The organism is Massilia sp. BKSP1R2A-1 (genome assembly GCF_050586525.1).
In the GTDB taxonomy this organism is placed as follows: Bacteria; Pseudomonadota; Gammaproteobacteria; order Burkholderiales; family Burkholderiaceae_D; genus Telluria.
This window is the reverse complement of sequence record NZ_JBOBRE010000002.1, coordinates 291,918-312,642: the sequence shown is the minus strand read 5'-3', so window position 1 is coordinate 312,642 and position 20,725 is coordinate 291,918. Positions and strand designations below refer to the sequence as shown.

At 67.1% G+C, this 20,725-nt stretch carries 19 protein-coding genes; 7 read left to right on the top strand and 12 right to left on the bottom strand.

From position 1 onward, the window contains the following. Window positions 1-95: 95 nt before the first annotated feature. Entirely contained in the window at window positions 96-2,045 is a 1,950-nt protein-coding gene (locus ACQ7JA_RS04670) for a PAS domain S-box protein (RefSeq protein WP_430895044.1), read from the bottom strand. A 183-nt stretch (window positions 2,046-2,228) separates the two neighbouring features. On the opposite strand from ACQ7JA_RS04670, the gene ACQ7JA_RS04665 reads away from it, so the two are divergent. From ACQ7JA_RS04665 to ACQ7JA_RS04655, 3 genes are read left to right on the top strand one after another with little or no spacing between them, the layout of a single operon-like run. Next, window positions 2,229-2,627 (top strand): GntR family transcriptional regulator, encoded by a 399-nt coding sequence (locus tag ACQ7JA_RS04665; protein ID WP_430895037.1) that lies wholly within the window; start codon window positions 2,229-2,231, stop codon window positions 2,625-2,627. Continuing rightward, window positions 2,624-3,373 carry an ABC transporter ATP-binding protein gene (locus tag ACQ7JA_RS04660; protein ID WP_430895011.1) on the top strand — a complete coding sequence of 250 codons (750 nt, stop codon included), beginning with the start codon at window positions 2,624-2,626 and terminating at the stop codon, window positions 3,371-3,373. The genes ACQ7JA_RS04665 and ACQ7JA_RS04660 overlap by 4 nt, the downstream gene beginning before the upstream one ends. Next, window positions 3,370-4,782 (top strand): hypothetical protein, encoded by a 1,413-nt coding sequence (locus tag ACQ7JA_RS04655; RefSeq protein WP_430895009.1) that lies wholly within the window; start codon window positions 3,370-3,372, stop codon window positions 4,780-4,782. Before ACQ7JA_RS04660 ends, ACQ7JA_RS04655 begins: the two co-directional genes overlap by 4 nt. A 7-nt stretch (window positions 4,783-4,789) precedes the next feature. Here the strand turns inward: ACQ7JA_RS04655 and ACQ7JA_RS04650 are convergent, their stop codons facing one another. Beyond that, entirely contained in the window at window positions 4,790-5,680 is an 891-nt protein-coding gene (locus tag ACQ7JA_RS04650) for a bile acid:sodium symporter family protein (RefSeq protein WP_430895007.1), read from the bottom strand. Between the two features lie 110 nt (window positions 5,681-5,790). Beyond that, window positions 5,791-7,221 (bottom strand): amidohydrolase family protein, encoded by a 1,431-nt coding sequence (locus ACQ7JA_RS04645; RefSeq protein WP_430895401.1) that lies wholly within the window; start codon window positions 7,219-7,221, stop codon window positions 5,791-5,793. 294 nt (window positions 7,222-7,515) lie between these two features. On the opposite strand from ACQ7JA_RS04645, the gene ACQ7JA_RS04640 reads away from it, so the two are divergent. Beyond that, window positions 7,516-8,199: a hypothetical protein gene (locus ACQ7JA_RS04640; protein WP_430895005.1), complete on the top strand. Its 684-nt coding sequence runs from the start codon at window positions 7,516-7,518 to the stop codon at window positions 8,197-8,199. Between the two features lie 346 nt (window positions 8,200-8,545). Here ACQ7JA_RS04640 and ACQ7JA_RS04635 read toward each other — a convergent pair whose 3' ends face one another. From ACQ7JA_RS04635 to ACQ7JA_RS04615, 5 genes are all read right to left on the bottom strand, one after another. After that, window positions 8,546-9,133: a hypothetical protein gene (locus tag ACQ7JA_RS04635; RefSeq protein ID WP_430895003.1), complete on the bottom strand. Its 588-nt coding sequence runs from the start codon at window positions 9,131-9,133 to the stop codon at window positions 8,546-8,548. A gap of 28 nt (window positions 9,134-9,161) precedes the next feature. Next, window positions 9,162-10,412, bottom strand: coding sequence for a diguanylate cyclase domain-containing protein (locus ACQ7JA_RS04630; RefSeq protein ID WP_430895001.1), 1,251 nt, complete (start codon window positions 10,410-10,412; stop codon window positions 9,162-9,164). Between the two features lie 122 nt (window positions 10,413-10,534). Then, window positions 10,535-11,011, bottom strand: coding sequence for a DUF3592 domain-containing protein (locus tag ACQ7JA_RS04625; protein WP_430894999.1), 477 nt, complete (start codon window positions 11,009-11,011; stop codon window positions 10,535-10,537). Further along, window positions 11,011-12,768, bottom strand: coding sequence for a gamma-glutamyltransferase (gene ggt / locus ACQ7JA_RS04620; RefSeq protein WP_430894997.1), 1,758 nt, complete (start codon window positions 12,766-12,768; stop codon window positions 11,011-11,013). The genes ACQ7JA_RS04625 and ggt overlap by 1 nt, the downstream gene beginning before the upstream one ends. Window positions 12,769-12,794: 26 nt before the next feature. Next, window positions 12,795-13,202: a hypothetical protein gene (locus ACQ7JA_RS04615; protein ID WP_430894995.1), complete on the bottom strand. Its 408-nt coding sequence runs from the start codon at window positions 13,200-13,202 to the stop codon at window positions 12,795-12,797. Window positions 13,203-13,399: 197 nt separating this feature from the next. Here ACQ7JA_RS04615 and pstS point away from each other — a divergent pair, with 197 nt between their 5' ends. Both pstS and ACQ7JA_RS04605 read left to right on the top strand, forming a co-directional pair. Then, window positions 13,400-14,437, top strand: coding sequence for a phosphate ABC transporter substrate-binding protein PstS (gene pstS / locus ACQ7JA_RS04610; RefSeq protein WP_430894993.1), 1,038 nt, complete (start codon window positions 13,400-13,402; stop codon window positions 14,435-14,437). A gap of 59 nt (window positions 14,438-14,496) precedes the next feature. After that, on the top strand, window positions 14,497-15,141 hold the full coding sequence (locus tag ACQ7JA_RS04605) for a winged helix-turn-helix transcriptional regulator (protein ID WP_430894991.1): 645 nt from the start codon (window positions 14,497-14,499) through the stop codon (window positions 15,139-15,141). Here the strand turns inward: ACQ7JA_RS04605 and ACQ7JA_RS04600 are convergent. The 4 genes from ACQ7JA_RS04600 to ACQ7JA_RS04585 all read right to left on the bottom strand — a co-directional run bounded on the left by ACQ7JA_RS04600 (window position 15,098) and on the right by ACQ7JA_RS04585 (window position 17,700). Beyond that, window positions 15,098-15,691: a hypothetical protein gene (locus ACQ7JA_RS04600; RefSeq protein ID WP_430894989.1), complete on the bottom strand. Its 594-nt coding sequence runs from the start codon at window positions 15,689-15,691 to the stop codon at window positions 15,098-15,100. The genes ACQ7JA_RS04605 and ACQ7JA_RS04600 overlap by 44 nt on opposite strands. Before the next feature lie 260 nt (window positions 15,692-15,951). Then, window positions 15,952-16,494 carry a GNAT family N-acetyltransferase gene (locus ACQ7JA_RS04595; protein ID WP_430894987.1) on the bottom strand — a complete coding sequence of 181 codons (543 nt, stop codon included), beginning with the start codon at window positions 16,492-16,494 and terminating at the stop codon, window positions 15,952-15,954. Between the two features lie 228 nt (window positions 16,495-16,722). Next, window positions 16,723-17,085 (bottom strand): hypothetical protein, encoded by a 363-nt coding sequence (locus ACQ7JA_RS04590; protein ID WP_430894985.1) that lies wholly within the window; start codon window positions 17,083-17,085, stop codon window positions 16,723-16,725. Window positions 17,086-17,160: 75 nt separating this feature from the next. Beyond that, entirely contained in the window at window positions 17,161-17,700 is a 540-nt protein-coding gene (locus ACQ7JA_RS04585) for a hypothetical protein (protein ID WP_430894983.1), read from the bottom strand. Between the two features lie 177 nt (window positions 17,701-17,877). Here ACQ7JA_RS04585 and ACQ7JA_RS04580 point away from each other — a divergent pair, with 177 nt between their 5' ends. After that, window positions 17,878-20,580, top strand: a complete 2,703-nt coding sequence (locus tag ACQ7JA_RS04580) for a bifunctional diguanylate cyclase/phosphodiesterase (RefSeq protein WP_430894981.1) — start codon at window positions 17,878-17,880, stop codon at window positions 20,578-20,580. Window positions 20,581-20,725: the final 145 nt, after the last annotated feature.

Genomic DNA, 20,725 nt, shown 5'->3' with positions numbered 1-20,725 from the left:
TGGAAAGAGCCGGGCTTGCCCGGCTCTTTTTGTAGGGTGGTCGGCTCTGCCGACCGCGCGTTCAACCAGCCGGAAAGCAGTCGCGTCGCATCCGTTCACACGGGGGTCGAACGCGCGGACGGCGAAGCCGTCCACCCTACGAGGGGAAGCCAGACGGTGAAGGTGCAGCCGGATCCAGCCCCTTCGCTGTGCGCCTTGACCTCGCCCCCATGCAGGGCCACCAGGGTGCGCACCAGCGCCAGCCCGATGCCGAGGCCGCCCTGCGAACGGTCCGGCGTGCGCTCGGCCTGGGTGAACAGGTCGAACACGTAGGGCAGCAGCGCGGCGTCGATGCCGATGCCGGTGTCGACGATGCAGAACTGCACCCGCTCGCCGTCGCGTGTGACGCGCAGGGCGATTGAGCCGCCGCGCGGCGTGTACTTGGCGGCGTTGTTGAGCAGGTTCGCCAGCACCTGCACCAGGCGCGTGGCGTCGCCGTCGACGTGGGCGCCGGCGGCCTGCATCTCGACCGAGAACAGGTGCGCGCGCTCCGCCATCAGGGGACGCGCCTGTTCGACGGCGCTGTCCACCAGCGCCTGCACCGCGACCATGCCGCGCTCGAGCTTGATCAGGCCGCGCGTCACCCGCGAGACGTCCAGCAGGTCGTTGACGAGGGACGTCATGTGCTTCACCTGGCGGCCGATCACCTCGCTCGACCGGCGGACATGCTCGGTGTTCGTCGAAATCTTCAGCACGTCGGCGGCGGCGGAGATCGGCGCCAGGGGATTGCGCAGTTCGTGCGCCAGCATGGCGAGGAATTCGTCCTTGCGCCGGTCCTGCTCGCGCAGCGAGTCGTAGAGCCGCGCGTTCTCGAAACCGTTGGTGGCGATCGCGCCCAGCTGCACCAGGATGGCTTCGTCTTCCTCGAGGAAGCCGCCCGGCTTGTTCCAGGCTTCCAGCACGCCGATCTGCCGTCCCTTGCGGCTGACCAGGGGAACCGACAGCCATTCCGCGTCCACCGGAATGCTGGCGGGTGGCGGCGCCTGCGGGCCGAGCGATACCCGGACGTGCTCCACGCCGATGATCGCGCGCACCTCGCGCTCGAGCGCGTCCCTGATCTCTGTGGCAGAGAGCAGGGTATGCAGCCTGCGCGCGGCGCTGGCCACCTTGGCCAGCAGGGCCGCCTGGCGCTGTTCGCGGTCGAGCCGTTCCGCCAGTTCGGCCTGGGCCATGACGATGTCGTGGATGTCGCGGTTGGTGCCGATCCACTCGCGTACCTCGCCCTGAGCGTCGAGGATGGGCACGCCCTTGACGGCGGTCCAGCGATACTCGCCGTCGTGGCGGCGCAGCCTGTATTCGGTTTCGTACATGGCCCGGTCGGCGACGGCCTGCAGGTAGATCTGGAGGGTGCGCTCGCGGTCGTCCGGATGCACCGCTTCCAGCCAGCCCAGGCGCCGGACCGTGTCGAAATCCTGGCCCGTGAAAGCGGTCCAGGACGGCGACTCTTCCACCACGCCACCATCGGGCACGATGGTCCAGACCACCTGCGAGGTCGCCATCACGAGGGAGCGGAAGCGTTCTTCGCGCGCGCGCAGGGCGGCTTCCGCCTCGACCCGCTCGCTGATGTCTTCGTGCATCAGCATGACTTCGACGACCCGGCCTTCGGCATCCTTGATCGGATGGGCCCGCGCGGTCACCCAGCGCGCCCGCCGGGAAACGCCGAGGGCGGCCACGTCGTAGCGGATGGCGGGAATCTGCACCGACTCGCCGGCCAAGGCGCGCCGCAGGTAGTCACTGATGCCGTGTTCCAGCAGCTGGGGGTCGCTGAGCACGTTGTAGTCGCGGCTCAACACCAGCCGGTACAGCTCACCGCCCTCGTGGATCTGCCACAGGTTCTGCCAGGCCTGGTTGACACGCAGCGTGAAACCGTTCGGGTCCAGGATCTGGATACTGACCGGCGCCTGTTCGAACAGTTCGCGGAAGCGCAGCTCGGAGCTTGCCTGCGGCGTTGTCGCGGTATCGGGAGCTGGGGCGTCGGGGCTGAGCGGATTGTCGCGCTGTGTCATGGAAATGGGGGAGGGCGCAGGTGGAGCCAGCGTGCAGCCGCATGATGTCACAAAACTAAACTTGCTGCTCTGCCATCGGTGCTGCCCCCATATCGCATGGAATTGCGCCAATGCATTGACGAACATGCCGGCTGCGATTACTGTATTACTCAATTAATACACGCATATACACCGGACCAGGCAATGGCAACCCACACCGCCCAGCTGTTTTCCATCTTGACCGGCTCACCCGACCCGATCTATCGCCAGCTCGTCGACCAGGTGAAGCGCTTCGTCGCCGGCGGCCAGCTCGCGGCCGGCGACGAGCTGCCCTCTGTACGCGAGGTGGCTTCGATGCTTGCCGTGAATCCGATGACTGTCTCCAAGGCCTACAACCTGCTGGAGACGGAAAGGGTACTGGCGCGCCGCCGCGGCCTGGGCATGGTGGTGGCCGAGCGGCCGCGGGCCACGCAAAGCCCACCGGAGCGCGCCGAGCTGCTGCGCCCGACACTCGAACGCGCGGCGCGCGAGGCGCGCGAGCTCGAACTGGACCATGCAACCGTTCTCTCACTTTTCACCCACATCCTGAAGGAAGCATCGTGACTGCACCCATCATCCAGATGCGCGACGTGGCCAAATACTTTGGCAGCGCGATTGTCCTGACCAGCCTCGACTGGGAGGTCCGCCAGGGCCAGGTCATCGGCCTGCTGGGCCGCAACGGCGCCGGCAAGTCGACACTCATGGAGTGCCTGCTCGGCCTGCGCGAAGTGGACGCCGGCAGCGTGCGCCTGTTCGGCGAGGACGTGGCCGCGCTGTCGGATACGGCCCGGGCCCGCATCGGCTACGTGCCGCAGAAATCGAACCTGTTCGAATGGATGACGCCGCTGCAGCTGCTCGACTACTTCAAGGCCATGTACCCGCGCTGGAATGGGGTCAAGGTCGCTGCGCTGCTCGAGCGCTGGGGCTTCGATGCGCTGCTGCTGAACAAGCCGATCGGGCGCCTGTCCGGCGGCGAGCAGCAGCGCCTGTCGATCATCCGCGCCCTGGCCCACGACCCGGAACTGCTGGTGCTGGACGAGCCAGTGTCCGCCCTCGACCCGGCCGGCCGCCGCGCCTTTCTCGCCGAGCTGGTGGACGGCGTGATCGAGCGCGGCACCACGGTGGTGTTCTCGACCCACATCCTGACCGACCTGGAACGGGTGGCGCTCGACGTCGCTTTCCTGAAGGAGGGGCGGCTTGCGTTGCAGGGACCGTTGGACGAGCTGCTGGAAGGGGCGCGCAATACCGTGAACGGCCGCCGCGCGGAGCCGGTCAGCCTGGAGGACCTGTTCATCGAGGTGACGCAATGACCGGCCGCCTGCAGGATTACCGTCTCCTGTGGCGCGCCGCCATCTCGCACAGCAATCCCTTCGGCTCGGAGATCGTACGCTTCGGCCTGCCCGTCCTGGTGCTGGTCGCCCTGGTGGCAAAGGGGGCAACCCACGGCGCGGTTGCGGCGCTGTCCTGGGCCTGGACCGTGGTGTGGGTCGCCTTGCTGGCGGTCTGGGCTTACCGTTTCGTGCCGGGGGCCGTGCAGCTTGCCGCGCCGGCCAACGCGAAGCTGGTGCCGGGTGCGCGCCGGCGTCTGATGGAGATGTTCTGCCTCGTCTGGCTTGCCGGCGTCGTGGGCCTCGTCCTGCCCTCGTATGCCGATGGCGGCCCCGGATCGATGCTGCCGTGGGTCGTCGGCCTGACCCTGGGTAGCGCCCTTGCGGGGGCAGGGCACCGGGCCGGCGTGCCGGTCATGGTGGCCGTGTTCTTCTCCACGATGTTCGCCGCATCCCTGAAGCCGGCGGCCGACGCGGTGCTGAACCATCCGGCGGCCCAGGTCCTGGTTCCGCTGCTGTCGGTCGGCCTGGCCGCGCTCGCGGCCCGCCTGGTGTTTCCGGAGGCGGGCGAGCGCCACTGGCGCATGGTCGCCCGGCGTGCACGGATGGCGGACATGGCCGTCAACCCGGGCATGCGGGTCGACCAAGCCCTGGGCCCGAGACGCGTGTTCTGGTACGCGGCCACGCTGCGCCGCGACAGCGCCCGCCGCGACCCCCGCAGCCTCTTGATGCACGCGCTCGGCAATACGCACCACATGGGCGACCTGGCGATGGGCCTGGTGCTGTTGTCGCTGGTGATCTTCGCGCTCGGGACCTTCATCGGCTGGCGGGGCGGCGAAGAGATCATTGGCGGGATCGGCTGGCTGTTCGCCTGCAGCCTGCTCGCCGTGCCCTTTGCCACCAGCCTGCGCCTATCCCAGCTGCTTGCTATCCGCGCCGGCGAGCAGGCCCTGGTGCGGCTGGCGCCGGCGATGCCGTCCACGGCGCCGGCTTTCAACCGCCGGTTGGCGCTGGCCCTGCTGCGCAATGTGGTCGCGGGCTGGATCCTGGCGACGGCTGCTGCCCTGGCGGTCGGCGCGCTTGCCGGCACGCAGGGCGACAAGCTGGTGAACCTGGTCTGCGCCTGCTGCCTCGCGCTGCCGATGGTGGCGGCGCCGCTGCGCGACTATGCGGTGCGCGCCGCGTCCTCGCCCATGCTGCCGATCGTGCTGCTGTGCGCATCGGTCGGCGGAAGCCTCTTCCTCGGCTTCGCGGCCAGCGGCTGGCTCGGCTGGCCAGTGCTGCCGGTCGCCGCCGCCACCAGCATCGGGATCGCGGCCCTCGCCATCCTGCGCGGCCTGCGCGTGATGGAGAACGCCCCGTTTGCCTTCCCGGCGGCGCGGATGGACTGAACCCGCCTCAGGCAGCTGGCGCCGCTGCGCCGGCCGTCGCTTTATTTCGCCCCAGCACCAGGAAGCCGAAGGCGGTCGCGAACACATACATGCTGACCGAATAGATTGCCGCCGGCAGCATCAGCTGGAAGTCGCCCAGCACCGACACCGCCACGAAGATCGCCAGCGTGGAGTTGTGGATGCCGATCTCGTAGCCGATGGCGATGGCGTTCGAGCGGTCCAGGCCCAGCATGCGCGGCACGTAGTAACCGAGGCCCAGGCTGGCGACATTGAACAGGATGACGGCCAGGCCGATCGAGGCGAAGGAGGTCGTGATCGCGGTCCACTCCTTGGCGATGGCGACGATGGCCAGTAGAGCCAGCACCGCCATCGAGAAGCGCTTCATCGGCTTGTCCATGCGCGCGGCAAAGCCGGGTGCGCGGTTCTTGACGAACATGCCGATCGCCACGGGGATGAGCACGATGAGGATCACCTCGACCACCTTCGCGGTCTGCATCGGCACCACCTGGCCGCTTTTCGCGAAGGTGTCGATGGCGAAGTTGGCGATCAGGGGCAGGCTGACGATGGACAGCACCGTGTTGATCGCGGTGAGTGAGATGTTCATCGCCACGTTGCCGCCGAACAGGTGGCTGAACAGGTTGGCTGACACGCCGCCCGGCGAGGCCGCCAGCAGCATCAGGCCGACCGCATAGACCGGCGCCACCCCCAGCATGACGATCAGGCCGTAGCAGATCGCCGGCAGCACCATGGCCTGCAGCACCAGCGCGAGGATGACGGCCTTCGGGTGGCCGAGCAGGCGCCGGAAGTCGCCGACCGTGAGGGACAGGCCCAGGCCGAACATGATCAGCGCCAGCGCGCCGATCAGGAGGGTGGGCAACAGGGTGATGAAATTGCTCATGCGTGTGTCTCCGTCATTTATAAGTATTGGTCACGACAGTGTAGTGCCAGGATGAGCTGTATGGACAAAAAAAGCGGCGCCGTTGAGGGGCGCCGCAAGGACGTTCCTTGTCACTGGTTCGCCGCCACCTTGCGGCGCGTCTCCTCGAGCATGCGGTCGAGGCGGGCCCGGTCGTGGACCTCCCCGCGGCTGACGACCATGCGGATCTTGCGGGTGGCCCCGATATCGGCCAGCGGATCGGCATCCAGCACCAGCAGATCGGCCGCCTTCCCCTGTTGGATGCTGCCGTAGCGATCCAGCTTGCCGAGGAAGCGCGGACCGTTCACCACGGCGCTTTGCAGGGCTTGCTGTGGCGTCAGGCCATAGCGCACGAACAGGGCAATCTCGTCGTGCAGCGCTTGCCCCGGATAGTTGAAGGAATTGAGAAAGCCGGCGTCGGTGCCGGCGATGATGCTCACGCCCTCCTGCGCCAGCAGCGGCAGGAGCTGGGCCGATTTCTCGAAGATGGCATGGCGCAGCGCAACCGCCTCCGGCCCGTCCTGCGCAGCGCGCTGGACACGCCACTCATAGGTCGCACGCAATCCCTTGCCGATGTATTTCAGGTAGTCGTCGCCGTGGTGGCTTTCCTGGTCCAGGTAGGCAGTGATGCGCGATCCCCACAAGGTCGGCACGACCGCCGTGCCCTGCGCCGCCATGTGGCGGAAAGCGCGGCGCGCGGTGGCCTCGTCGTAGCTCTCCAGGCTGAGCCGCATGACCTCGCGCCCGGTCAGCTTGCCGGCCACGACCTGCTCCACCAGCTCGGCTTCGCGCGGCGTCGTGGCGCGCAGCAGGTAGCTCTGGTGTTCGACCGTGCCCAGCCCGGCCTCGAAGGCGCGCGCCAGCGGGATCTGGCCCGGCAGGTGGGCCGAGGTGCGCATGCCGCGCGCCCTGGCCTGGCGCAGCGCCGCCAGGTAGGTTTCCGGGGTCATCGTGTTTTCGGTGATCTTCACGAAATCGACGTGCATGGCCTGGAGCCTGTCCAGCGCCTTGCCGACATCAATGGGCGAGCCGACTTCGATCGTCCCCTTCCACATCGGCTTGAGGCCTTCCAGCTTCGGACCGGAAGTGAAGATGGTCGGGCCGGCCAGCTTGCCGTCGGCAATCTGCTGCCGCCATGCCAGCACGGTGTCGGCCAGGTCGCCCGCGCAGTCGCGGACCGTCGTGATGCCGTGGGCCAGATAAAGGGGAAGCAATTGCTTGTTTTCTTCGATGAGCGCTTCGCCTCCGCCGAAGTGGACGTGCGTGTCCCACAGGCCGGGCATCAGGTATTTTCCGGGCAGGGCGATGGTCTTTTTGGGCGCGTAGCGCTTCAGTTCAGTGTCCTTGACCACGGCGACGATGGTGTCGCCTTTCAGGAGCACGGTTTGGCCCTTGCTGCGGGTTCCGTTGGCGACGTCGATCAGCGTGGCCTGGGTCAGCGCCACGTCGACGGCGATCTTGTCGGCGGCTTGAACCCCGGTCAGAACGCCTGCGAGCAGCATGGATGCGGCGAACGGTTTCATTGTAGGCAAGGCAGACTCCCGGCGAATTCACGTCGGATGATTTTACAGCGCGCGTATCTCAAGCTGGACCATTGCATGTTGCGGTGGCTGGCGAGTGCCCGGTATGGTGCAAGAGAATACGTCGCAACAAAGCAACCACGCCGTGCGCTGAGCCCCTGACAGCTGTCCACTGTCGGCCCCAGGCGCAAGTTCGTGGCGAGGCGTGTTGCGCAACTCTCATGACAAAAAGACGACAAATGGCCAAGCAGCGTCGCTATATTCTTTGCTTACGTACATTCATGCCGACAGATCCTCATGCTGCGTATCTCATTCCTCGCTTCATTTGCCGCTTCTGCAGTGGTATTGACTGGTTGCGCCGGCCTGCCCGCCGCAGAAATGCTTCTCCCCGCATCGATTGCCGCAGAACGCACTGAAACCGTACAGGGCCTTGGAGCGGGGCGGAACGGCAGCTTCTCGCTGTCTCCAGAGACGGGCACCTTCAGCCGCGGGCGCGATCGCGTCGACCTGTTCTCCGTGGTGAACTGGAACAGTGCCGCGACGCGCTACTCGCTCGTGCTCGCGGATGGCAGTCGCACCGAAGCGGCCTGCAGCGGCAAGGTGGTCGAGGTGACGTGGAAGGCCATGGCAGCCAACGCAAAACCGTTCTCGTTCGACTGCGAGTGGCGTGGGTCGCGAAGCGCGCGGTTGAAGATGAACGCTCCCGTCGTCAGCCTGACGATGAAAGCCGAGCGTAGCGGCCAATTCTCGATGGGAGGAGCCACGCTCGAGGTGCAATCGGTCCACGAGGTGCGAGGCTCATCGCTGCCGCTCGAGGCGCCAATCGGGTACATATTCACACATGACGGGAAAGCGGTCGGCGCCATCGAACTCAATGGCCTGACGCCGCGCCTGTGGCGACCAGCGTCCGGCAATGCCTTGCGCGAACCGGTCACCTTGGCCGCGCTCGCGCTCGCGTTGTTGTGGGATACCGCGACTTGATCGCTTTCATGGGGCGCGGACTTTTGCGCTGGGCCTTGGAGGGCATTGGCTAGTTTTACGTAAGTTTGGAAAAGCGGATTGTGCGGAAATCAGGTGGTCAACGTCGGCTTTCATGTGTTGGGACGTGACAGGTCCCGACAGCGAAAGCGCCAGCGACAACGTCGAGCCCGAAGCCGGCTTGAGTAGCTGAGGGAGAATGTGCTCCTGGCCTATTATCGCGGCGTGTCATGATTCCTCCTCTCTCGTAGGAGACACGAGGGAACGACAGGGCCGCGCCATGGCGGCCGGCGGAAATGCCGATGATAGGCGCGCCGCAGCGAGGGCGGCATCTCCCTTTGGGAAGTGCTCAGCCTGCCGCGTTCGCGTCCAGCATCATCGCGCGCCAGTCGCTGTTGTACATGGTGCCGACCAGGCGCCCGATACCGCCAAGGGGCGCGATGCGCCGGTGCGTCAGCGCGCTGGCGTCGTGCGAGGCCATGCCCACGTAGACCGTCATGAACTGGATGTCCGAGCGCGGCCGCGCCGTGTCGAGCAGATCCGGGTTGAGCACCTTGCCGCCATCGGGGCCGTCGACATACAGCGGCCGGCCGTTGTTCGACAGGGCGAACATGTGGCCGCCGCGCAGCACCGTCATGCCGTTCCAGCTGCCGATCGGCTGCCGGCGTTCCAGCTGGTCCGGGTCGTTCACGGTGATCACCAGGCTCGGGGCTTCGCCCGGGCTATGGTAAGTCCCGTCCGGGTAGCGCTTCGTTTGCGGATCGGCGAGGCGGATCGGGTAGGCCATCAGCGCCATCCGGGCGGGAATCGCGTGGGTGACCGGCCCGCCGCGCTCGTGGCCGAAGGAGGCGAACCAGACCAGGCTCGATCCGCGGATCCCGGCCAGGGCCGGATGCGTGCGAGCAGGAGTCGGCGTATCTTCATGGCGGGGCGGCATTTGCTGCCGTCGTGTGCGGATCGGGAGCCTACTGTAGCGCCGTCTCGTCTTCGCCGACAGCCCCCGAGGTGGGGGAAGCATGACCGTGATGGGCCGTGCCCACGCCGGGACGCGCGAAGGACAGGATGCCGCGGCCGCCGTGCTTGGAGGCGTAGAGCGCGTCGTCGGCCGACTGCATCAGGCCCTCGAGGTCGACTCCGTTCAGGGGGAAGGAGGCGGCGCCGATGCTGGCGCCGACCGCGCCGTCGGCGAGCCGCGGATGCAGGGAGGGCGCCACCGCCTCGATCAGGCGCTGGCCGATGCGGGCCACCTCGTGGCGCGAGAACTCGCCCTCCATCAGGATCGCGAATTCGTCGCCGCCCAGGCGCGCCAGGAATTCGCCGCCGCGCAGCAGGTTCTGGAAGCGCACCGCGACCGCCTTCAGCACCTCGTCGCCGACGCCGTGGCCGTGGCTGTCGTTGACGTCCTTGAAGCGGTCGAGGTCCACCGCGAGCAGGGTGAAGGGCTTGCCGCTGCGCTGGGATTTCGCGACCAGGCGGCGCGCCCACTTGTCGAAGAAGCGCCGGTTCGGCAGGCCGGTCAGGGCGTCGTGAGAGGCTTCCATCGCCAGTCGCTTGGCCAGTTCGCTATTGCTGCTCGCGGCGGCCGACAGCGAGCGCCAGGCGTGCACTGCCATGCAGACCACCGTCGTCAGGATCAGGATCAGGATCACGGCGGCGCGCAGCAGGCGGTCGTTGAAGGCGTCCATGGTCGCGTCGCGGGCGAGGCGCAGGCGCTCGATCTCGACCTGGATGAGTTTCCTGGCCTCGCGCATCTGCTCCAGGCCGTAGCCGGTGCGCACCACGGCGAGCGCCGGGGCGTCCTTGCCGGCCTGCTTGAGCTGCACCGTGTGGTCGAGCTCGGCCATCTTGCTCTCGACCACCTGGCGCAAGACCTTCAGGTTGGCAAGGAAGGCGGGGTTGCCGTAGCCCGATTGTTCGGCCTGGCGCAAGCTGTCGCGCACTGCGCTCTTGCCCGTCACATAGGGCAAGAGGTAGGTCGCGTCCCCTGTCAGCAGGTAGCCGCGCTGGCCGGTCTCCGCGTTCAGCAGGTTCAGCAGCACGTTGCGGACCTGGATGCGGGCCGTGTCGTTGCGGCGCAGCTCGCCCATCGCGTGGCGCAGGTCCACGACTTCGCGCACGAAGAACACGCTCATCGCCACGATCATCGCGAGCGCCAGGGCCAATGTCGCACCGCTCCGACGGAGGGGCAGGGCGGTGACGGCGTAGGACGGGGACATAAGGTTGGTAGAAGGAGCTGGTGACCTTATGTTATCCGAACGTCAGTACATTCCTGCAAGAACTTAATGTTTAAGCAAGGGAAGTTTGAAAGGTGTACACATTGCCCAACACGCAGGGTGTGTCAGGCCGTGGCGGCCGGCTCGCGTGCCCGGCGGATGCGGTCGAAGCCGACTGCGGCCAGGATCAGCGCCAGCGCCCCGATGAAGGCATCGATTGCGTCGAGCGAGGCGGCCTGCAGCACCGAGCGTTCCGGGCGCGCGGGATCGTAGTGCACTTCCAGGTGCTGGCCGGGCTGCATCTGCGCCAGCTTCGCTTCGGCCCCCGCGCGGCTGGCCGAGCACTCCCAGCGCTTCGCGCCGCCCTGGCGTCCGCCGGCGACCGAATAGCGGTAGCCGACCTGCACGCACCACTCGCGGGTCTTGCCGGTGCGCTCGACCACTTCGCTGAACACCACGGTGGCGTCGGCCGTGGGCCAGCGGCGCGTCTCCAGCTTGCCCCAGGCGCGCGAGAAGGCGAACACCAGCACGACCAGGCCCAGCAGGAGGATGCGAAAGCCGATCAGTTTCTGGCGCGCGGGATTCGATACGGTCGACGCCATCAGTGTCCCTTGCGCTGCACCAGCGCCGAGCCGACCCCGTGGCGCTTCGCTTCGCTGACGGCCGTGACGGTGCCGTCCGGATTGAACACCAGCGCGTTGGCCGCACCGATTTCCTCGGGAGCGGCTTCCCAGCGGTGGCCGTAGGCTTCCAGCGCACGCGCCTGGCTGCTGCCGGGGAAGCCCGGCTCGATCGAGGTTGCCTCGCCATTGCGTTCGGACAGGCGCGGTGCGTTCAGGGCCTGGTCCATGGGCATGCCGAGGTCGAGGTAGTTGAAGATGGTCTGCAGCACCGTCGTGATGATGGTCGAGCCGCCCGGGCTGCCGATGGTGAAGGCCGGCTTGCCGTCCCTGAGCGCGATGGTCGGCGCCATGCTCGAGCGCGGGCGCTTGCCGGCTTCGGGCACGTTGGGGTGGGGGCCGCTGAAATCGAAGTCGGTCAGCTCGTTATTCAGCAGGAAGCCGTAGCCTGGCACCACGATGCCGCTGCCGCCCCAGGATTCGATGGTGAAGGTATAGGACACCACGTTGCCGTCCTTGTCCGAGACGGTGAGGTGGGTGGTGTGGGCGGCTTCGGGCTGCACCTTCACGGGCAGGCGCTCGGGCCGGGGGCGCAGCGGCACGCTCTGGTCGTCCTGGTAGGCGTAAGGGTCCCCGGCGCCGACGGTGTGCGCAGCCTGCCTGCCGATCAGGGTGCGGCGCTGGGCCGCATATTCCTTCGACAGGATGCCGGCGATCGGCGCATCGACGTATTCCGGGTCCGCCAGGTAGGCGTTGCGGTCGGCGAAGGCCAGGCGGCTCGCTTCGAGATAGGTGTGCTCGGCCTGGGCGCGCGGCATGCCCTTGAAGTCGAAGCCCTCCAGGATGTTCAGGGCCTCGGCGACCGTCGCGCCGCCGCTGCTGGGCAGGGGCATGCCGTAGATTTCGTAGCCGCGGTAGGTGCTGCGCAGCGGCTGGCGGATGCGCGCCTCGTAGTTGGCCAGGTCGGCCATGCTCATGCGGCCCGGGCGCGCGGTCTTGCCGGGCGCGAGCGGCGGCTTGTTGACGGCGTCGACGATGGCGCGTGCGATCGGCCCTTCGTAGAAGGCCTTCACGCCGCCTGCCGCGATCTCGCGGTAGGCCCTGGCCATGCCCGGGTTGCGGATCAGCTCGCCCGGATGCACGGCCTTGCCGCCCCGCAGGTAGAGCGCGCTGGTGGGCGCATAGAGCTGAAATTTTCTTTCATTTTCGGCCGTCAAATGAGAGAAAATTTCAGTGACCTTGTAGCCCTTGTCGGCCACCGTAATGGCCGGGGCCAGCACCCGTTTGAAATCCATGCTGCCGTAGCGCGTGAGGGCTTCGTGCCAGCCGCGCACCGTGCCCGGGACGCCGACCGCCGCGCCGCTCGCGACCGCCGTCTCGAAATCGACGGGCTTGCCGTTCTCCAGAAAAGCGTGGGGCGTGAAGCTGGCGGGGGCCGTCTCGCGGTGGTCGATGGTGATGACGCGCTTGTCCTTCGCGAGATAGATGACCATGAAGCCGCCGCCGCCGATGCCGCAGCTGAAGGGATCGGTCACGCCCAGCGTGGCCGCGGCCGCGACCGCCGCGTCGATGGCGTTGCCGCCCTGGTTCAGGATCGTCATGGCCGACTGCGAGGCCTGCTCGCTGATGGTGGCGACGGCGCCGCCCGTGCCGGTGGCCACCGGCGTCTTCGCGGTGGCGGGCGCGGCCGCCAGGACGATGGACAGGGTCAGCCCGCAGGCGAGCGCGCTTGCTTTCATGGGTTCGGCCTCGGCAAAGGATGTGCTTACTGCGCGTACATATTGAAGGTCACCGGATAGGCGCCGGGCGCGGCGCCCGCCATGCCGCGCGGTGGCGGCGGCGTCAGGTGATCGAGCTCGATGCGCGAGCCGCGCAGCGCCGGCGACATATAGCCGGGCTGGCCCTGTACAAGGTAGAAGGCCTGGGCCACGCTGCCCACGCGCATCGTGAAGCGGTAGACCAGGCGCCCCGGCCAGATGCAGCGCGCGTTGTCCGGGCAGCGGCTGTCTTCCGCGCCCTCATAGGTGATGGTCAGGCGATCGTCCAGCGGCAGGGTCTGGCGCTCTGCGAGGGTGTAGCGCGCCTCGGGCAGGCGCTCCTGCAGGCTGGAGCAGCCGCCCAGAAGCAGCGCGGAGGCGGTGGAAAGGGCGAGGACACGGAGCAGGGGACGCATCGGATCATCCTTTGTGTTTTTGATATGCCCATCATAGCAAAGGCGGGAGGGACGCGCGCGCACCATGTCATCGAGGCGGTCATGAATTCAAGTTTGATGAGGTCATAAACCCGTCATATTCGCGGACTAGACTTTGCCGCGTGGTCACGAATTCATAACGGCCCCCCCCCTCAACCAGGAATAGGAATAACAAGCCAATGTTCAAGAAGATCCTCGCCGCTGCAGCCACTACTGCCGCCGTGCTCGCGATGTCGACCGCTTTCGCCGCTGACATGACCGGCGCCGGCGCGACCTTCCCCTACCCGATCTATGCCAAGTGGGCCGAGTCGTACAAGGCTGCCACCGGCAACGGCCTGAACTACCAGTCGGTCGGTTCGGGCGCGGGCATCAAGCAGATCAAGGCCAAGACCGTCGACTTCGGCGCCTCGGACATGCCGCTGAAGGCCGAAGAACTGGATGAGGCAGGCCTGATGCAGTTCCCGGCCATCATGGGCGGCGTGGTCGCCGTGGTCAACGTCGACGGCGTCGCTCCGGGCCAGCTGAAGCTGACCGGTCCGGTCCTGGCCGACATCTACCTGGGCAAGATCACCAAGTGGAACGCCCAGCCGATCGCCGCCCTGAACCCGGGCGTGAAGCTGCCGGACGCCGACATCACCGTCGTGCACCGCGCCGATTCCTCGGGCACCTCCTTCCTGTGGACCGACTACCTGTCGAAGACCAGCCCGGAATGGAAGAGCAGCGTCGGCGCCGGCACCACCGTGAAGTGGGCCGTGGGCGTGGGCGGCAAGGGCAACGAAGGCGTCGCCGCCAACGTGCAGCGCATCAAGGGCGCGATCGGCTACGTCGAGTGGGCCTATGCCAAGAAGAACAAGCTGTCGCACACCCAGCTGAAGAACAAGGACGGCGCCTTCCTGCAGCCTGACGACGACGCCTTCAAGGCCGCCGCCGCCGGCGCGGAATGGACCAAGGCCCCGGGCTTCGGCGTGGTGCTGACCGACCAGGCGGGCAAGCAGAGCTGGCCGATCACCGGCGTCTCGTACATCCTGATGCACAAGACCCAGGCCGATGGCAACAAGGGCGCGGAAGTCGTGAAGTTCTTCGACTGGGCCTTCAAGAACGGCGCCCCGGCAGCCGCCGAGCTGGACTACGTGCCGATGCCGGCATCGGTCGTCAAGCTGGTGCAGGCCAACTGGAAGCAGCAGCTGAAGGACGGCTCGGGCAAGGCGATCTACTGATCCTCCGTCTCTCGTGACACACCGGCGGCCTGGGCCGCCGGATTTTCTTTCGGACTCCCATGACGACGGCTAACACGATCGTTCTCGTGGTCGACGACAAGCCGGCCATCGCAGAACTGCTCAAGTACTCGCTGCACGAGGAAGAGTGGGTCTGGCACAGCGTCCCGAGCCTGGCGCAGGCCTGGGATTTCATCGGGCGCGAGCGCCCCGAACTGCTGCTGCAGGAATCGATGCTGCGCCAGGAAGGCGGCATGCGCCTGCTGGCGCGCCTGCGCGGCGCCGGCGGCCTGCGCGAAAAGCCGGTGATCCTGCTGGCGGCCGATTGCCTTGACGCCGAGCGCAGCGCTCCGGCGCCGGCCCCCGCCCCCGAATTCATCCCCCAGCCGCCGCCCGAGGAGGCGCCCGACGAGCGCCTGCTGCGTTCGGGCCGGCTGGTGCTGGACCCGCTCAGCTGCAGCGTCCGGGTCGGCAACCACAAGGTCGAGGTGCGCCACGCCGAATACCGGCTGCTGCGCTTCCTGCTGTGCCACCCGGGCCAGGTCTTCTCGCGCGCCCAGCTGCTGGAACACCTGTGGGAAGCGCACGAGTCGCTCGACCAGCGCACGGTGGACGTGCACGTGCTGCGGCTGCGCAAGGCGCTGGGGCGGGCCAAGTCGCTGATCAAGACGGTGCGTGGGGCGGGTTACATGCTGTCGCCGGCCTGAGGCCAGGGGCGTGCGCGTCCATGGCGGCCCCGCCATGGTTCCTGCGCAGGCCGTTCAGGTACAGGACACGGACGATCACCCGCTCCGGCACGCCTTGCTCGACCAGGATGGCTTCGGCACGCTGGACGCTGACCACCCTGCTGATCGTGAGGGCCGCGTTGACGTAGGCGGCCTGCAGGCGGCTGCGCCGCCGGCACATCCCCGCCTGGCCGGACGCCGGAAGGCCTTCGTCCATCGGCATGGCTGACAGGTAGCGCCGCCGCGAGACGGGATTGCACAGTACCCGGAACACGAACTCCACAGGCAGTCCCAGGTCGATCAGCTCCGCGGCCGCGCCCGCGACGCCATGCGAAGCGGCGGCGCTGATCGCCGCGTCGACCAGCAGGGCCGTCTTTCGGTCCACCCGCCTGTTCACGCCCCAGGGCTCCGCAGCCGACGCCATGGGCACCCGGAAATAGACCGACGACGCAGCCGAACTGTCGTCGCCCGGGCCGGCCTGGCGGGCCGGTTCGTGGAAGCGCGCACAAGGCCTGCGAGGGCCTCCTGCCATCAACACGCGCAGCACCACGTGAAAGGGCACGCCCGCATCGCGTGCAAAACGTTCGATTGTCTCCGGCCCCAGGCGCATCCGGATGATGGCGGACGCGTCGACATACGCCGCCATCACATGGTTACGCCGCCGGCAAGCAGGAGGAAGCTGGTTGGGCTCGGTGCTCATGCATGCATACTACTGCGATCGCTGCCGGAATGCTGCTGCTTCCAAGCCACAAGTTCAGCCTGACGGCTCTGACGCCTTGCTGGTGGCGTCTGCTACCGGCAGCGCGCAAACATCAGGGATGCTCTCGGTTCAGGCGCCAGGATCGGCAGGATGAGGTGCCGTTCGAGACGGCCTTCCAGGACGAATCCGGATTTTTTCAGGACCCGTGCGGAGGCACTGTTTTCCGTGTCGCAGGTCGCCTGCACCCGGAAGCAGTCCTGGTGCGCCAGGGCCGCATCGCTGAGCGCGATGAGCGCCTCGGCCATGTAGCCCGCTCCCCAACAGGCCCGTTGCAAGACATACCCGATGTCGATGGTGTGTGAAGCGATGCGCGCTTCCAGCATGCCGATCGGGACGTGCTCGTCGCCGTGGAGCGTGATGACATACGGCCGGGTACGGCCGCTGCGCCATCCTTCCATGCAATAAGCGATGAACTGTTCCGTTTCCCGAAGGGTCTGGTGCGGTCGCCAGACCATGTAGCGCGCTACCTCATGATCCTGGGTGTAAGCCTCGAAGATCAGCGATGCGTCCGCTTCGCGCGGTTCGCGCAAGGTCAAACGGCGTGTCTCCAGCCGGTCTGGAAGAGAAATTGGCATGGATGGAATCCTGAATACTTTCTATCACCAGGTCGAATTGTCGGCTGCCCTGGTCCTGGCTTCAGGGAAAAGACAAAAGCGTCCAGGGCGGCGAGGCGCCCGGGCAGGAGGGGCAAGCGGCGCGCGGTACTGCTCGATCTCCCGGAGCGCTGCTGCGGGCTCAGGTCTGACATTCGGGCACGAACATAGCTTTGATCAGCAGCGCTGACGGGTTTCCCACGAGCTGGATCAGTTGATTACGGTCGTCATCTTCTCGACGATACAGCCGGCGCGCAGAATGGCGTAGCCGGCTTCGCCTGCGAGATGTTGCCATGAGCGTTCGTCGGAACTGAACTCGACGAGCTGGTCTCCCTTGCGCATCCTTGACTTGAACGCAGTCCACTGCTCATTCTGAAAAGCAAACGGCAGCCTCGGCAAGTCTTCCAGCGTTTTCAGCATGGCCAACGTCTTCTGCAACTCGACCTCTTCTACCTCCTTGACGCTGAGGGGACGGGAAACGACGTAATCCCGCGGAAAAGTCCAGCAGTGCTTTTTCGCCGCCTCGGCGGAAACAGGGGACGGAGCAAGCGCAAGGAGGACCGTCAACAACATGGCCCTTATCATTGCGCCCGGGCATGGGTCTTCAGGTCGAAACCGGTGCACGGCTTGCATTCTAGATCCCCTGCGTCAGATCTTCTGCGTGTTGATCATCTGCAGCAGCCTGAATGCCTCGCGTTCGATCGCCGGCTGCGCATCCGCCAGTTCCTTGCTGGCCTGGACGTACGCCGCACGCTTGCGCTCCTTCTTTTCTTCCGGCGGGACGGCTTCCGTCATCCCCGGCATCACGATCTGCGGGCCGCTGTTGTACTTCCGGTGGATGACCTGCCTGCCGTAGGGCGTATTGTAGAAGCGGGTCATCTCGGTGGCGGTGTCGAGGGAAATCACGCCGGTCAGCGGCGCAGCCAGCCGCTGGTAGACCTGCGCCGGCGGCATCCTGTCGAGCCGCGCGAACACGGCCTTGCGCTGCGCTTCGCTCGGATAACGGCTGCGGCCTGCGACGCCGCGCAGGATCTTCTCGGCCTGCATGGCGCCGAGCAGGTCCTGCACGGCTTTCACGTGGGCGGGGTTGTGCGCGGCGGCCTGCGCCGGAGGCGTCGCGGGAGCGGCAAACGCGGGGTGGATCGCGGCCAGCGACAAACCCAGCACGGCCTGGATGACAATCTTCATACATTCCTTTCGAATAGGGACTCTCGGTCAGACGGGAGCATGATGCCATCTCCGGTTCCGGAAATATGCGTGCATTCTCACTTAGCGTGCCATCGCTTCGGGCCCACGACCATGTCACAAGCTTGACATCTTTGCTGCGTAGACTGCCCGGCATCTTGCCAAACTGAAATACGCCGCATGAACAAGTATCCCGGCCTCGCCTTTTCCCGCACCAACCGCTACCTCGTCGTCGTGTGGCCGGCGCTGGCGCTGCTCCTGGCGGCCGCGCTGTGGATCGCCACGGTGGTGCGCGCGAACGCCGAGCACCAACGCGCGGAAGGGCAGGCGCGCAAGGACGCCAGCGCCTATGCCGAAGCCTACGAGCAGTACATCACGCGCTCGGTGGGCCAGATGGACCAGATCACCATGCAGCTGAAGTTCAGCTGGGAGCACGGGCGCGACGCCGGCCTGATCGATGAACTGCGCCGCGACGGCATGTTCACCGATAGCGCCTTCCGCATGGTGGCAGTGGTCGACAGAAGCGGCATCGTGCGCGCCTCGACCCGTCCGCTCCTGATCGGCGAAGACCTCGCTTCGGCGCCGTATTTCATCCAGCACCGCAACCACATCTCGACCGCGCTGCGGGTCGGGGCCGCGCCGCCGCGCTTCGGCGAGGGCGGCGAGCTGGTGCTGTTCACGCGCCGCCTCGACACGAGCGAGGATGAATTCGACGGCATCGTGCTGATGGCCGTCGATGCGCGCTACTTCACTTCCTTCATCAGCCCCGCCACCCTGGGCGCGGGCGGTGTGGTGGCGCTGGCCGGCCTCGAGGGGCGCCTGCGCGTCGAGCAGCGCAGCGACGGCAGTGCCTACCTGGACGGCGGCGCCGCCGTGCTGCCGCTGCGCGGCGGCCTGTGGGCCAGCGAGCGGGGCGTGCGCAAGGTCGAGGGCGAATACGGTTTCGCCGACGGCCAGGCGCGCGTGCTGGGCTGGCGCCATTCGAGCGTCTATCCGCTGGTGGCCCTGGTCGGCCTGTCGCACGCCACCGCGCTGGCGACGGCGGAAGTCTACTGGCGGGAGAGCCGCGACCGCGCCATCGTCGCGGGCATCGGCCTGCTGCTCCTGGGCGTGCTTGGGGCGGTGATGGCGCGCCGCTCCCTGCAACGCGAACGCGAGAAGCAGGAGGTGCAGCGCGCCTACCGCACCGCCACCGAAAGCGGCAACGACGGCTTCTACATGGCGGCCGCCGTGCGCGCCCGCGACGGCAGCATTCTGGACTTCCGCATCGTCGACTGCAACGAGCGCGGCGCCTTCTTCTACGGGATGACGCGCGAGCAGCTGGTGGGTTCGAGCCTGGCCCAAATCGACACGGGCCTGTTCGGCGAAGAGCTGATGTCCACCTACCGCAAGGCGATGGAAGCCGGCTTCTACGAGGACGACCGCCGCATGCCCCTGGATAACCGCCTGAACATCAGCTGGGGCCACCGGCGCCTGGTCCGGGTCGGCAACGGCCTGGCCGTGACCCTGCAGGACATCAGCGAAAGAAAGGCGCATGAGGACCAGCTCGAACGCATGGCCAACGAGGACGTGCTCACCGGCCTGGCGACCCGCCACGCTTTTCTGGGCGCCATGCCGGAGCGGCTGGCCCAGGCGCGCGCGAACGAAGAGGGCCTGGCCCTGCTGTTCATCGACCTGGACGAGTTCAAGGTGGTCAACGACACCCACGGCCATGCGGTCGGCGACCAGCTCTTGAAGAGCGCCGCGCAGCGCCTGCTGTCGCTGCTGCGTCCCCAGGACAGCGTGGCGCGCTTCGGCGGCGACGAGTTCCTGGTGCTGCTGCAGCCGGTCGAGGGCGAGCGCCAGGCTGCCTCGGTGGCGGCGCGCATCGTCGAAGCCTTCGGCGTGCCCTTCCTGATCGGCGACGACCTGCACGCGGTGGGCTCCTCGATCGGCATCAGCATGTTCCCGCGCGACGGCCAGGACGCCGAGACCCTGGTGCGCCACAGCGACATCGCCATGTACGCCGGCAAGAACGAGGGCAAGGGCCAGTACCGCTTCTTCGATCCGGCCCTGTCGAACACCCTGAACACGCGCGCCCGCCTGAAGCAGCACATGCTGGAAGCGATCGAGCGCGACCAGTTCACCCTGTACTACCAGCCGCGCGTGGATGCGCGCAGCGGCGAGCTCCTTTCCATGGAAGCCCTGATCCGCTGGCGCCATCCGGAACTGGGCCTCGTCTCGCCGGGCGACTTCATCCCGCTGGCCGAATCCACCGGCCTGATCGTGCGCATCGGCGAGGTCGTGATCGACAAGGCCTGCGCCCAGCTGGCCGCCTGGCGCGAGGCCGGGGTGGCGCTGGTGCCGGTGTCGATCAACGTCTCGCCCAAGCAGTTCCAGCGCGGCGGCGTGCAGCGCCAGCTGAGCCGCGCATTGAATCGCTGGCGCGTACCCGCGAATCTGATCGAGGTCGAGATCACCGAATCGGCCATGATGGGCGACCACGACGACATCCTGGCCGAACTGGCGGCCCTGCGCGCCCTGGGGGTGAAGCTGCACGTGGACGATTTCGGCACCGGCTATTCCTCGCTGTCGCAGCTGCAGCGCCTCAAGATGGACGTGCTGAAGGTGGACCGCGCCTTCACCATGGAGCTCGGTAACTCGAAGGAGGGCAAGGTCTTCTTCCAGGCCATCGTATCGATGGCGCATGCGCTCGGCATGTCGGTGGTGGCCGAAGGCGTCGAGACCGAGGAGCAGCTGGCCATCCTGCGCAAGCTCGATTGCAACGAGGTGCAGGGCTACTACATCGCGCGCCCGGTGCCGGCCGGGGAGATGCTGGAGATGATGCGGCGCCGCTACCTGCTGGCGCAAGGACCGCTTGCGGCCGAAGGTGTTTCCTTCTAGAATGCCCACACCCTTTGGGGAGTAGCCTGCTCGCGCGCGATGCGCGAGTGCCCGTGTCAACATACTCGGTACCGATACGGACCGTGGCGCGGGCGCCCTCAGCTTGCGCTGGGTTGGCGAGACCAACGGCCCATCCGCGCAGTGT

Coding starts and splice junctions, on each gene's coding strand:
- ACQ7JA_RS04670 (WP_430895044.1), bottom strand. CDS start 2,045: ATGACACAGCGCGACAATCCGCTCAGCCCCGACGCCCCAGCTCCCGAT.
- ACQ7JA_RS04665 (WP_430895037.1), top strand. CDS start 2,229: ATGGCAACCCACACCGCCCAGCTGTTTTCCATCTTGACCGGCTCACCC.
- ACQ7JA_RS04655 (WP_430895009.1), top strand. CDS start 3,370: ATGACCGGCCGCCTGCAGGATTACCGTCTCCTGTGGCGCGCCGCCATC.
- ACQ7JA_RS04650 (WP_430895007.1), bottom strand. CDS start 5,680: ATGAGCAATTTCATCACCCTGTTGCCCACCCTCCTGATCGGCGCGCTG.
- ACQ7JA_RS04645 (WP_430895401.1), bottom strand. CDS start 7,221: ATGAAACCGTTCGCCGCATCCATGCTGCTCGCAGGCGTTCTGACCGGG.
- ACQ7JA_RS04640 (WP_430895005.1), top strand. CDS start 7,516: ATGCTGCGTATCTCATTCCTCGCTTCATTTGCCGCTTCTGCAGTGGTA.
- ACQ7JA_RS04635 (WP_430895003.1), bottom strand. CDS start 9,133: ATGCCGCCCCGCCATGAAGATACGCCGACTCCTGCTCGCACGCATCCG.
- ACQ7JA_RS04630 (WP_430895001.1), bottom strand. CDS start 10,412: ATGTCCCCGTCCTACGCCGTCACCGCCCTGCCCCTCCGTCGGAGCGGT.
- ACQ7JA_RS04625 (WP_430894999.1), bottom strand. CDS start 11,011: ATGGCGTCGACCGTATCGAATCCCGCGCGCCAGAAACTGATCGGCTTT.
- ggt (WP_430894997.1), bottom strand. CDS start 12,768: ATGAAAGCAAGCGCGCTCGCCTGCGGGCTGACCCTGTCCATCGTCCTG.
- ACQ7JA_RS04615 (WP_430894995.1), bottom strand. CDS start 13,202: ATGCGTCCCCTGCTCCGTGTCCTCGCCCTTTCCACCGCCTCCGCGCTG.
- pstS (WP_430894993.1), top strand. CDS start 13,400: ATGTTCAAGAAGATCCTCGCCGCTGCAGCCACTACTGCCGCCGTGCTC.
- ACQ7JA_RS04605 (WP_430894991.1), top strand. CDS start 14,497: ATGACGACGGCTAACACGATCGTTCTCGTGGTCGACGACAAGCCGGCC.
- ACQ7JA_RS04600 (WP_430894989.1), bottom strand. CDS start 15,691: ATGGCAGGAGGCCCTCGCAGGCCTTGTGCGCGCTTCCACGAACCGGCC.
- ACQ7JA_RS04595 (WP_430894987.1), bottom strand. CDS start 16,494: ATGCCAATTTCTCTTCCAGACCGGCTGGAGACACGCCGTTTGACCTTG.
- ACQ7JA_RS04590 (WP_430894985.1), bottom strand. CDS start 17,085: ATGTTGTTGACGGTCCTCCTTGCGCTTGCTCCGTCCCCTGTTTCCGCC.
- ACQ7JA_RS04585 (WP_430894983.1), bottom strand. CDS start 17,700: ATGAAGATTGTCATCCAGGCCGTGCTGGGTTTGTCGCTGGCCGCGATC.
- ACQ7JA_RS04580 (WP_430894981.1), top strand. CDS start 17,878: ATGAACAAGTATCCCGGCCTCGCCTTTTCCCGCACCAACCGCTACCTC.